The sequence below is a fragment of the Streptomyces pathocidini genome (assembly GCF_001418495.1).
In the GTDB taxonomy this organism is placed as follows: domain Bacteria; phylum Actinomycetota; class Actinomycetes; order Streptomycetales; family Streptomycetaceae; genus Streptomyces; species Streptomyces pathocidini.
This window is the reverse complement of record NZ_LIQY01000490.1, coordinates 1-11534: the sequence shown is the minus strand read 5'-3', so window position 1 is coordinate 11534 and position 11534 is coordinate 1. Positions and strand designations below refer to the sequence as shown.

General features: G+C 71.0%; 9 protein-coding genes. 5 read left to right on the top strand and 4 right to left on the bottom strand.

The genetic code is table 11. From position 1 onward, the window contains the following. Nucleotides 1-837, bottom strand: an 837-nt coding sequence (locus tag AOK16_RS21115) for an NYN domain-containing protein (protein ID WP_240483676.1), incomplete at its 3' end; no start/stop codon positions are given. A gap of 309 nt (nt 838-1146) precedes the next feature. On the opposite strand from AOK16_RS21115, the gene AOK16_RS26755 reads away from it, so the two are divergent. Further along, nucleotides 1147-1347: a hypothetical protein gene (locus AOK16_RS26755; RefSeq protein ID WP_055473761.1), complete on the top strand. Its 201-nt coding sequence runs from the start codon at nt 1147-1149 to the stop codon at nt 1345-1347. A gap of 165 nt (nt 1348-1512) precedes the next feature. Here AOK16_RS26755 and dnaE read toward each other — a convergent pair whose 3' ends face one another. Continuing rightward, nucleotides 1513-5055: a DNA polymerase III subunit alpha gene (dnaE, locus tag AOK16_RS21105; RefSeq protein ID WP_055473760.1), complete on the bottom strand. Its 3543-nt coding sequence runs from the start codon at nt 5053-5055 to the stop codon at nt 1513-1515. Nucleotides 5056-5236: 181 nt separating this feature from the next. Here dnaE and AOK16_RS21100 point away from each other — a divergent pair, with 181 nt between their 5' ends. From AOK16_RS21100 to AOK16_RS21085, 4 genes are all read left to right on the top strand, one after another. Further along, on the top strand, nt 5237-6571 hold the full coding sequence (locus AOK16_RS21100) for a DUF2252 domain-containing protein (protein WP_055473759.1): 1335 nt from the start codon (nt 5237-5239) through the stop codon (nt 6569-6571). Between the two features lie 87 nt (nt 6572-6658). Continuing rightward, nucleotides 6659-7357: a hypothetical protein gene (locus tag AOK16_RS21095; protein ID WP_055473762.1), complete on the top strand. Its 699-nt coding sequence runs from the start codon at nt 6659-6661 to the stop codon at nt 7355-7357. A 61-nt stretch (nt 7358-7418) separates the two neighbouring features. Continuing rightward, nucleotides 7419-8243: a DsbA family protein gene (locus AOK16_RS21090; protein ID WP_055473758.1), complete on the top strand. Its 825-nt coding sequence runs from the start codon at nt 7419-7421 to the stop codon at nt 8241-8243. 110 nt (nt 8244-8353) lie between these two features. Continuing rightward, nucleotides 8354-9982: an alkaline phosphatase D family protein gene (locus AOK16_RS21085; protein ID WP_055473757.1), complete on the top strand. Its 1629-nt coding sequence runs from the start codon at nt 8354-8356 to the stop codon at nt 9980-9982. Nucleotides 9983-10118: 136 nt separating this feature from the next. On the opposite strand, the gene AOK16_RS21080 is transcribed toward AOK16_RS21085, so the two are convergent. Continuing rightward, nucleotides 10119-10700 carry a dienelactone hydrolase family protein gene (locus AOK16_RS21080; RefSeq protein WP_055473756.1) on the bottom strand — a complete coding sequence of 194 codons (582 nt, stop codon included), beginning with the start codon at nt 10698-10700 and terminating at the stop codon, nt 10119-10121. A gap of 198 nt (nt 10701-10898) precedes the next feature. Next, nucleotides 10899-11534, bottom strand: a 636-nt coding sequence (locus AOK16_RS21075) for an SDR family NAD(P)-dependent oxidoreductase (protein ID WP_055473755.1), incomplete at its 5' end; no start/stop codon positions are given.

The window sequence follows — 11534 nt, the reverse complement described above, 5'->3', positions numbered from 1 at the left end:
GTCGACCGCCGGCCCGGCCCCGTTCACCGAGGGCTCGGCGCCGGCCGGCCCCGCGCCGTTCGGCGAGGGCAGCCGCCCCGTCGCACCCCGCCCGTTCACCAGGCCGTTGACCGCCCCGGCGGGCGAACCCGCGCCCGGGGACGCCCCGTTGGCGGTCGCGAGGCCCGCGTCCGGGCCGCCGCCCGGCGCCGGGGGGGCGCCCGAGGCCGACGCCTCCGGCAGCGGCGCGGAGAGGATCGCCGCGATCTCCGGCTCGGGTGCGGCCGGAGCGGCACACGGCCCGGCAACTTCCTTGGCCCGTACGGCCTGAGTGATCCACGCCCGGTCGAGAACCCGCCGCTCGTCCGCCTCGGCGACCAGGTCCTCGGACTGGTTGAAGTCGCCGTCCGCGGCCTGCACGGCCCACAGGTGGATGGCGACGCCGTGCTCCTTGGCGTCCATCAGCCCGGGCAGCAGATCACCGTCGCCGGTGACCAGCACGATGTCGGAACAGGCCCGGTTGCGGGCGAGTTCGGTGAGCTCGGCGTGCATCGCCGCGTCCACGCCCTTCTGCGCCCAGCGCCCCTCGGTGCGCGTCAACGCGCCGAGCCGTACGGTCACCCGCGGCATGACGCGCAACCGCCGGTGCTCCGGCTGCGGTACGCGGTCGGGCGCGCCGTCGAACCAGTAGATCCGCAGCAGGGGACGGTCCGTGTCGGCCTCGGCGCGCTCTCTCAGGCCCTGGATGAGCGCGGCGTGGTCGACGGTGATGCGGGCCCGGGCGGGTTCCCCGGCGAGCAGGCTCGCGGCGGCGCCCAGCAGATAGCCGGCGTCCACCAGGACGACGCAGCGGTCCACGTTCCACCCTCTTTCGTGAGTCCGTAGCCCCCCGGAACGGCTTTGCTTCGGGTTTCCTTCGAGTCTGCCCGACCGTACGGGGGTTAACGGTCGGAACTCGATCATCGGCGTGGCGGATGCGGCGCACGGGGCGTGAGAGACAGCGAGCAGGTGCGGATCCGCGCCCCTACCTAGCCTTCTCACTCACGGTAATTGTCCGACATGCGTCCGCTGTTGGGACATGCGAGCGTGGTTACTCGAAAGCGGCTCCCGGCGCCCCGCCGACCGGCCGCAGGCCAGGTTCCGATGATCCCCACAGGAGGCACGATCATGGCCAAGAACAAGAACCGAGAACGCACTCAGCCCAAGACCCGTGGCGCCGCCGAGCGCGGCCAGGCCCGTGGGAAGTCCGCGGCCCCGGAGGCGGCTCAGGCCCAGGCCCAGCCGCAGGCTCAGGGCAAGACGCAGCCCCACACCCCTGGCCACGAGCCGGGCGCCCGGAAGCAGCGGCAGAGCTTCGGTCACAACTGACCGCCACCGCTGAGCAGATGAACTGCCGAGGGGCGCGCCCCGACATGGGCGCGCCCCTCGTCCGCTGTCCGCGCCCCCGAGCCACGCGGACGTCAACCCGCGTACGCGAGCCGCGTCAACCCGCGTAATGGCTTCGGCACCAGCCCGCGCACGGGAGGGCTGCCGTCAGCCCGCCAGGCAGGACGGGCCGAGCAGCACCTTGAGGTCGCCGAAGAGCGCCGGGTCGGCGGTCACCCGGTGCCGGTCCAGCCGCAGGACGGTGGTCTTGCGGGCCCCTTGGAGCTTGATCCGGACCTCGGTGGAGCCCCTGTGGTGCGTGAGGACCTCGCCGAGCTTCTCCACCAGCGGCGGAGTGATCTTGACCGTGGGAATGGTGATGGTGACCGGGGCGTTGGCGGAGGCCTCCGACAGGTCCGGGACCATCAGCTCCATCGCGACCAGCCGCGGCACGTCCTCGCGCTTGTCGAGCCGCCCCTTGATGAACACCACGGTGTCCTCGACCAGTTGGGTCGACACCAGCTGGTAGGTGGCGGGGAAGAACATGCAGTCGATCGAGCCCGCCAGATCCTCGACGGTGGCGATGGCCCACGCGTTGCCCTGCTTGGTCATCTTCCGCTGGAGACCGGAGATGATGCCGCCGATGGTGACGATCGCGCCGTCCGCGTGCTCACCGCCGGTCAGTTGGGAGATCGCCGCGTCCGCCTTGTCGTTGAGGACGTGCTCGATGCCGAAGAGCGGGTGGTCGGAGACATAGAGGCCGAGCATCTCGCGCTCCTGCGCCAGCAGGTACGCCTTGTCCCACTCGATGTCGGAGAACTCGACGTCGAGCCCGAAGCCCGGCGTGTCGTCGCCGGTGTCGTCGCCCATGCCGCCGAAGAGGTCGAACTGCCCCTCGGCCTCCTTGCGCTTGACCTGGACCACGTTGTCGATCATCGGTTCGTAGTGCGCGGTGAGCCCCTTGCGGGTGTGACCCATCTCGTCGAACGCGCCCGCCTTGATGAGCGACTCGATGGTCCGCTTGTTGCAGACCACGGCCTCGACCTTGTCGAGGAAGTCGGGGAAGGTCGCGTACTTCCCCTTCGACTTGCGCGTGCGGATGATCGAATCGACCACGTTCTGGCCGACGTTGCGGACCGCCGTGAGACCGAACAGGATCACGTCGTCACCCTGGGCGGTGAAGTTCGCCTCCGACTCGTTGACGTTCGGCGGCAGCACCTTGATGCCCATGCGGCGGCACTCGTTGAGGTAGACCGCCGACTTGTCCTTGTCGTCGCGCACGGAGGTCAGCAGCGCCGACATGTACTCGGCCGGGTAGTTGGCCTTGAGGTACGCGGTCCAGTAGGTGACCAGGCCGTACGCGGAGGAGTGCGCCTTGTTGAACGCGTATCCGGCGAAGGGGACCAGCACGTCCCACACGGCCTGGATGGCCTGGTCGGAGAAGTCCTTCTCGCGCGCGCCCTTCTGGAAGTTGACGAACTCGGCGTCGAGGACTTCCTTCTTCTTCTTGCCCATCGCGCGGCGCAGCAGGTCGGCCTGGCCGAGCGAGTAGCCCGCGAGCACCTGGGCGGCCTTCTGCACCTGCTCCTGGTACACGATCAGGCCGTAGGTGATGTCGAGGACCTCCTTCAAAGGCTCCTCGAGCTCGGGGTGGATCGGGGTGATCTCCTGCTGGCCGTTCTTGCGCAGCGCGTAGTTGATGTGGGAGTTCATGCCCATCGGGCCCGGCCGGTACAGGGCCGAGACCGCGGAAATGTCCTCGAAGTTGTCGGGCTTCATCATGCGCAGCAGGGAGCGCATGGGGCCGCCGTCGAACTGGAAGACGCCGAGGGTGTCGCCGCGGCACAGCAGCTCGTAGGTCTTGGGGTCGTCCAGCGGCAGGCTGAGCAGCTCCAGGTCGATGCCCTTGTTGGCCTTCACCATCTTGACGGCGTCGTCCATGATCGTGAGGTTGCGCAGGCCCAGGAAGTCCATCTTGAGCAGGCCCAGCGACTCACAGGTCGGGTAGTCCCACTGCGTGATGGTGACGCCGTCGGTGTGCCTGACCCAGACCGGGATGTGGTCCGTGATCGTCTCGCTGGACATGATCACGCCCGCGGCGTGCACGCCCATCTGCCGGACCAGGCCCTCGACGCCCTTGGCGGTGTCGATGACCTTCTTCACGTCGGGCTCGTTCTCGTACATCCCCCGGACCTCGCCCGCCTCGCTGTAGCGCGGGTGGGAGGGGTCGGTGATCCCGGCGAGGTTGATGCCCTTGCCGAGGACGTCGGCGGGCATGGCCTTGGTGATCCGGTCGCCCATCGCGTACGGGTAGCCCAGCACCCGCGAGGAGTCCTTGATGGCGTTCTTGGCCTTGATGGTGCCGTAGGTGCCGATCATGGCGACCTTGTCGGCGCCGTACTTCTCCGTGACATACCGGATCACCTCGGCGCGCCTGCGCTCGTCGAAGTCGATGTCGACATCGGGCATGGACACGCGCTCGGGGTTGAGGAACCGCTCGAAGATCAGTCCGTGCTCGACCGGGTCGAGGTCGGTGATGCCCATCGCGTACGAGACGATCGAGCCGGCCGCGGAGCCTCGGCCCGGGCCGACCGCGATGCCGTTGTTCTTGGCCCACATGATGAAGTCGGCGACGACGAGGAAGTACCCCGGGAACCCCATCTGGATGATGATGCCCATCTCGTACTCGGCGAGCTGCTGGCGGTCGTCGGGGACGCCGCCGGGGTAGCGGCGGGCCATGCCGCGCTTGACCTCCTCCTGGAACCAGGTCACCTCGGTGTAGCCCTCGGGCACGTCGAAGCGGGGCATCAGGTCGCGCTTGTCGAACCAGCCGTCGGTGTCGATCTGCTGGGCGACGAGAAGGGTGTTGGCGCACCCCTCCTGCCAGGCGTCGGAGGAGTCGATGGCGTACATCTCCTCCGTCGACTTCAGGTAGTAGCCGGTGCCGTCGAAACGGAAGCGGTCGGGGTCGGAGAGGTTCTTGCCGGTCTGGATGCACAGCAGCGCGTCGTGGGCGCTGGACTCGTGGGAGTACGTGTAGTGCGAGTCGTTGGTGACCAGGGGCGGGATGCCGAGCTTCTTGCCGATCTCCAGCAGGCCGTCGCGGACCCGGCGCTCGATCTCGATGCCGTGGTCCATCAGCTCCAGGAAGTACCGGTCCTTGCCGAAGATCTCCTGGTACTCGGCCGCGTCCTTCAGCGCCTCGTCGAACTGGCCGAGCCGCAGCCGGGTCTGGACCACGCCGGAGGGGCAGCCGGTGGAGGCGATCAGGCCCTCGGAGTGCTCGGCGATGACCTCCTTGTCCATCCGGGGCCACTTGGTGAGCCAGCCCTCCTTGTAGGCGTCGGAGGAGAGCCGGAACAGGTTGTGCAGGCCCGTCTTGTTGGCCGCCCAGATCGTCTTGTGGGTGTAACCACCCGAGCCCGAGACATCGTCCCGCTTTTGATGGGGTTGACCCCATTGGATACGGCGCTTGTTCCGGCGCGACTCGGGCGCGACGTAGGCCTCGATGCCGATGATCGGGGTGATGCCGGCGCCGGTCGCCTGCTGGAAGAAGTCGTACGCCCCGTGCAGGTTGCCGTGGTCCGTCATGGCGATGTGCGTCATGCCCATCTCGTTGCACGCGTTGAACATGTCCTTGAGCCGCGCGGCACCGTCCAGCAGTGAGTACTGGGTGTGGACGTGCAGGTGCGTGAAGGGCGGCTTGGACACGGTGGAGGACCTCCGGCGAACAGGCGGTTACGAGGTTGGGCGACGGTAGCGAAGTCTATGACCCGGCACTGACAGCCCGCGGGCACTCACGGGTAGCCTCGCGCGTTGGAAGAACCGGAACGACCCGACCCAGTTCAGTCCCGGACTCGCACCAGAGCCCCTGACCAGGAGGCGAACGCGTATGACGTCCCAGCAGCCCCTGCCCGTACAGGCCGAGCAGCGCGGCGAGGAGATCCTCGCCGTCTTCGACACCGCCTTCGGGCAGTTGCTGGCCGCCGATCCGGCCGCGTTCCGGGTCAAGTTCCGGAAGATGGCGGCCTCGGCCTTCGCCTTCTACCGGGGCACCGCCTGCCTCTTCTACAAGGACCTGGAGCGCGAGGGGGACCGCGGCCCGTTCCTGGACGAGCGGACCTCCCGGGTGTGGGTGCACGGCGACCTGCACGCCGAGAACTTCGGCACGTACATGGACTCCAACGGCCGCCTGGTCTTCAACGTCAACGACTTCGACGAGGCCTACGTGGGCCCCTTCACGTGGGACCTCAAGCGCTTCGCCGCCTCCGTCGCCCTGATCGGCTACACCAAGGCGCTCAGCGACGGGGTGATCAGCTCCCTGGTCCGCACCTACGCCGCCGCCTACCGGGAGCGGATCCAGGCACTGGCCAAGGGCGCCGAGGACGACGAGGTGCCGCCCTTCACCCTCGACACCGCCGGGGGCCCGCTGCTGGGCGCGCTGCGCGTCGCCCGCTCCCTGACCCGCTTCGGCCTGCTGGAGTCGATGACCGAGATCCGGGAGTTCGAGCGCCGGTTCGCCGCCGGCGACGGCTCGGTCGAACTGGACGCCGCCACGCGCTACAAGGTGCTGGCCGCCTTCGACGGCTACCTGGAGACCCTGCCCGACTCCAGCCTCGCCCGGCCCGACTCCTACCGCGTCAAGGACGTGGTGGGCCGCCGCGGGGTGGGCATCGGCAGCGCGGGCCTGCCCTCGTACAACATCCTGCTGGAGGGCAACAGCGACGCCCTGGAGAACGACGTCGTGATCTACATGAAGCAGGCGCAGACCCCGGCGGTCTCCCGGCACATCACGGACGCACGCGTGCGCTCGTACTTCCAGCACGAGGGGCACCGCACGGTCATCTCGCAGCGGGCGCTCCAGGACCACGCCGACCCGTGGCTGGGCTGGACCGAACTGGACGGCGCGGGGCAGCTGGTCGCGGAGATCTCCCCGTACGCGGTGGACCTGGACTGGTCGGACATCGACGACCCGGCCGAGATCGCCGAGGTCATCGCCGACCTGGGCCGGGCCACCGCGACGATGCACGCGGCGGCGGACGACGAGAGCGGCCACTCCCTGGTGCCGTTCTCCACCGAGCGCGCCATCGACGCGGCGATCGCGGCCGACGAGGACGGATTCGCCGACCTGCTGGTGAACTTCGCGCACTCCTACGGGGCCCGGGCGCGCGCCGACCACCAGATCTTCGTCGACCTCTTCCGCAACGGCCGGATCCCGGGCCTGTGAGGGCGGCCATGGTGCCCGTGCGGGGCCGGTCACCGATCGCGGATCTTTAGCTGTCGCTTAACCGGCTCCATGGCACACTCGGGCGAGATGGACATCACCGGGACACCGATGCGGACGCTGCGCGCGGCACTGTTCACCGCGCTGTGCGTGACGCTGTCCACGGCGTCTCACGTTCTGCTGTCCGGTGTTCCACTGCCGGTGACCACGGTCGCCGCCCTGTCCGCCGCGGTCTTCGCGACCGCGTGGGCACTGGCCGGGCGGCAGCGCGGCTTCGCCGCGATCGCCGCCCTGCTGATCCCGCTGGAGCTGGCCGCCGACACCGTCTTCACCACGGGGCAGCACGCCTGCTACGGGCAGGCGGGCGGCCCCGTGGCCGGGCCACTGCGCTCGGTGGGCGTCGATCTCCTGTGCGCCGGCGGCGACTTCGGCACCCCGCTGGCCCGCGTGGCGAGCCAGGGCGCCCCCGGCCTCGGCCGGGCCGCCGGCTTCCCGCAGATCGCGAGCGACCCGGCCGCCCCCTGGCTGCTGCTGGCCGCCCACCTCGCGGTCGGCCTGGCCGCCGCGGCCTGGCTGTGGCGCGGCGAGGCGGCCCTGGGCCGCCTGGTGCGCGCGGCCGCCGTCTCGGCCTTCCGGCCGCTGCTGGTCGCCGCTGCCGCCGCCTCGGCGGGCGGCGCCCGGCGCCCCCGCCTCCGCGCCGCCTCCCCGGCGCGCGCGGCCTCCCGTACGCACCCGCTGCTGGTGCACTCCGTCGTACGGCGCGGACCGCCCTGCCCCGCGGCGCTCTGAGCCCGCCGCGCACAGCGGTCACCATCCCCAGCCTTACGTCACGGAGCAGGAACACACCATCATGAGCAACCGCAACAGCCAGTCCAACAAGGCGGCGGCCCGCGAGCGCATGCGCGCCGAGCGCGAGCGTCAGACCAAGAAGGACAAACTGCGCCGCCAGGTCCTCGTCGGCGGCGCGATCGTCGCGGTCCTGGCCATCGCCACCGGCGTCGGCGTCGCCGTCTCCAGCATGGGCGGCAACGACACCGCCGACACCTGGAAGGACGCCTCCAGCAAGAAGCTCGTCAAGCCCGCCAACGCCACCGGCAAGGACGGCACCGAGATCGTCATCGGCAAGGCCGACGCCAAGAAGACCCTCGAGATCTACGAGGACATGCGCTGCCCGGCCTGTGCCGCGTTCGAGCAGTCCGCGGGTGAGCAGGTCTCCAAGGACGTGAAGGACGGCAAGTACAAGGCCTCGTTCACGATGGCCTCCTTCATCGACAACATGGCTCAGGGCACCGGCTCGAAGAACGCCCTCAGCGCCCTCGGCGCGGCCCTGAACGTCGACCCGCAGGCCTTCCTCGACTACAAGGCCGCGCTCTACTCCGCCAAGTACCACCCGGAGGAGACGGACGACAAGTTCGCCGACGACGCCTTCCTGCTGAAGGTCGCCGACCAGGTCCCGGCGCTCAAGGACAACGCCGGGTTCGAGAAGGCCGTGAAGGACGGCACCTACGACAAGTGGGCGCTGGAGATGTCGAAGAAGTTCGACAAGAGCGGTGTCCAGGGCACCCCCACCTTCAAGATGGACGGCAACAAGCTGGTCGTCGAGGGTACCCAGAACACCCCCATGCAGGCGGACCAGTTCAAGGCGGCCATCGAGAAGGCGCTCGCCGCCAAGTGACGCGCGCCTGACGGCCGTACGACGGCCGGGGCGACCACTCGCCGACGGGCGGGCGAACATCCGGTGTTCGCCCGCCCGTTCGCCGTACCTGCCCCGTAACGTGATCGGGCGTGACCGACCCCAACTCCCCGCGCCCGGCCCGCCGTACGGTCGTCAAGGCCGGCGCCGCCTCCGCCGCGCTCCTCCCGCTCGCCGCCGGCCCGCCCGCGGCAGCGGCCGCCCCCGTCTTCCAGCACGGCGTGGCCTCCGGCGACCCGCTGCCCGACGGCGTGCTCCTGTGGACCCGCGTCACCCCGACCCCGGAGTCCGCCCCGGGATCCGGCGCCGGCCCGGACCTCGCCGTGGACTGGCAGATAGCCGAGGACGCGGCCTTCGCCCGCGTCGTCGCCCGCGGCACCACGACCGCGAGCGCGGCCACCGACCACACCGTCAAGGCCGACGTCCGCGGACTGCGCCCGGCCACCGCGTACTGGTTCCGCTTCACCGCGGGCGGCGCCGACTCGCCCACCGGGCGCACCCGCACGGCCTCCGCGCCCGGCGACGCCGCGCACGCGGTGCGCTTCGGCGTGGTGTCCTGCGCCAACTGGGAGGCCGGCTGGTTCTCCGCCTACCGCCACCTCGCGGCCCGCCGCGACCTCGACGCGGTCCTCCACCTCGGCGACTACCTCTACGAGTACGCGGCAGGCGCCTACCCCGCGGAGGGCGTGCGCGCCCACTCCCCCGCCCACGAGATCACCACGCTCGCCGACTACCGCCTCCGGCACGCCACGTACAAGACCGACCCCGACCTCCGGTCGCTGCACGCCGCGCACCCGGTGGTGGCGATCTGGGACGACCACGAGTTCGCCAACGACGCCTGGTCCGGCGGCGCCGAGAACCACACGCCGGGCGCCGAGGGCGACTGGGCGCGGCGCGTGGCGGCGGCCAAGCAGGCGTACTTCGAGTGGATGCCGGTGCGGCCCTCGACCGCGGGCACCACCTACCGGCGGCTGCGCTTCGGCGCGCTCGCCGACCTCCACCTTCTCGACCTGCGCTCCTTCCGCTCCCAGCAGACCACGGCGGGCGACGGCGCGGTGGACGACCCGGACCGTACGATCACGGGCCGGGCCCAACTCGACTGGCTGAAGGCCGGGTTGGCCTCCTCCGACGCCTCCTGGCAGCTCGTCGGCACCTCGGTGATGATCTCCCCGGTCGCCTTCGGCTCCGTGCCCGCCCAGCTGCTCGGCCCGCTCGGGGAGCTGCTGGGGCTGCCCGCGGAAGGGCTCGCGGTCAATGTCGACCAGTGGGACGGCTACACCGACGACCGCCGCGAACTCCTCGCCCACCTGCGGGAGAAGGCCGTCGCCAACACCGTCTTCCTGACCGGCGACATCCACATGGCGTGGGCCAACGACGTACCGGTGCAGGCAGCCACGTACCCGCTCTCCCCGTCCGCCGCCACCGAGTTCGTGGTGACCTCGGTGACCTCCGACAACCTCGACGACATCCTGAAGGTCCAGCCGCGGACGGTGTCGCTGGTCGCGGCCGCCGCCATTCAGGCCGCCAACCGGCATGTGAAGTGGGTGGACATGGACTCCCACGGCTACGGCGTGCTGGACGTCACCGCCGAGCGGGCGCAGATGGACTACTACGTGCTCTCCGACCGCGCCGACCGGAACGCGACGGCGGCGTGGGCCCGCTCGTACCGCACACGGTCCGGCACGCAGCGGGTCGAGCGCGCGGACGCGCCGGCGCGCTGAGGCCGGCGCGGACACGCCTCGACCACGACAGGGCGAGGCCCGCGGCGGGGCCCCACGCTTCGGCTACGACAGGCGCACGCCTGACCACGGCAGCCTTGGGCCGCGAACAGGCCTCGGGCCAACGAACAGGCCCGGGCTACGACAGGCTGTCGAGGAAGGCGAGCGCCACCGGCCAGGTGGCCTCCGCCGCCTTCTCGTCGTAGTCCGGCAGTTCGGGGTCGGTGTAGATGTGGCCGGCGCCGGGGTAGCGGTAGACCTCGGCGTCGGCGCCGGCCCGCCGCATGCCCAGGTACCACGTGTTCAGCCAGTCGTGCGGCTCGAACGGGTCCGGGTCCGCGACGTGCAGCTGCACCGGCAGGTCGTCGGTCGTGGCGCCCTCCGCGATGTCGGAGGTGCCGTGCAGGAGCAGCAGCCCGCGCGCCTTCTCGTCCGCGAGCGCGAGGTTCTGGGCGAGGGAGCCGCCGAGCGAGAAGCCCGCGTAGACCAGGCCGCGGTCGGAGTACGGGGCGGCGGCGGTGACCGCGCGGCGCAGCAGTTCGTCCGTGCCGATCTCGTCCTTGATCGCCATGCCCTCCTCCACGGTCTCCGCGGTCCGCCCGTCGTACAGGTCCGGCACATGGACCTCGTGGCCCGCCGCGCGCAGCCGGTCGGCCGCCGCGTGCACGGCGGGGCGCAGCCCGTAGGCGGAGTGGAACAGCAGGATCGTCGAGGACGCCACGGTCGGGTCACTTCCCTTTCTGGGGGTCGTTTCTGGGGAGTCGTTTCTGGGGGCAGATCTGAGGCGGGGTGTTCCGCCCCGCCCATCGTGCCAGCCCCGAAGCACGGGTCCCGCGGCGGCGACCTATCGGCCCGGCGGAGCCCGGCAGAGCCCGGCGGCGCCGAACCGGCCGAAACACCGCGCCCGCGGCCCGAGTGGCTAACGGCCCCGCTCCGCACCCCCGTTGACCTGGATCACCTGGGCCGTGATGTGGTCGGCGTGCGGGGAGGCGAGCCAGTGGAGGGTTTCGGCGATGTCGCCGGGGTGGCCAGCGCGACCGGTGAGGGTCTCCGCGACCAGCGCGCGGCGCCGCTCCTCCGGCACCTCGCCGCCGAAGAACCCGGTCTCCTCGACATAGCCCGGCGCGACCACGTTCACGGTGATGCCGCGCGGCCCGAGCTCCCGCGCGAGCGAGAACGCGTACGGGTGGAGCGCCGCCTTCGCGGACCCGTACGCGTTCCGGCCGGACCCCCGCAGCGCGGCGATCGAGCCGAGGAAGAGCACCCGCCCGCCGGGCGAGGCCACATGGTCGCGGAGCGCCTCGGTCAGCAGCACCGCCGTCAGCACGTTGAGCCGGAAGTTCAGCGACCAGTCGCCGGCGACGGCCGCCAGCGGATCGTCCTCGGCGGCGCCCCGCGCCTCCAACCGCCCGTCCCCGCCCGCGTTGTTGACGAGGACGTCCACCGCCCCGTACTCCTCGCACACGAAGTGCGCGGCGCGCGCGACCTGCTGGGGGTCGGTCAGATCGGCGGGGCAGGCCACCGCCCCCGGCAGCTCGGCCGCGGCCCGCTCCAG

What these genes read in the sequence shown, in the direction of transcription:
- AOK16_RS26755 (WP_055473761.1), top strand. Translation starts at nt 1,147, where the DNA reads ATGGCCAAGAACAAGAACCGAGAACGCACTCAGCCCAAGACCCGTGGC.
- AOK16_RS21100 (WP_055473759.1), top strand. Translation starts at nt 5,237, where the DNA reads ATGACGTCCCAGCAGCCCCTGCCCGTACAGGCCGAGCAGCGCGGCGAG.
- AOK16_RS21095 (WP_055473762.1), top strand. Translation starts at nt 6,659, where the DNA reads ATGGACATCACCGGGACACCGATGCGGACGCTGCGCGCGGCACTGTTC.
- AOK16_RS21090 (WP_055473758.1), top strand. Translation starts at nt 7,419, where the DNA reads ATGAGCAACCGCAACAGCCAGTCCAACAAGGCGGCGGCCCGCGAGCGC.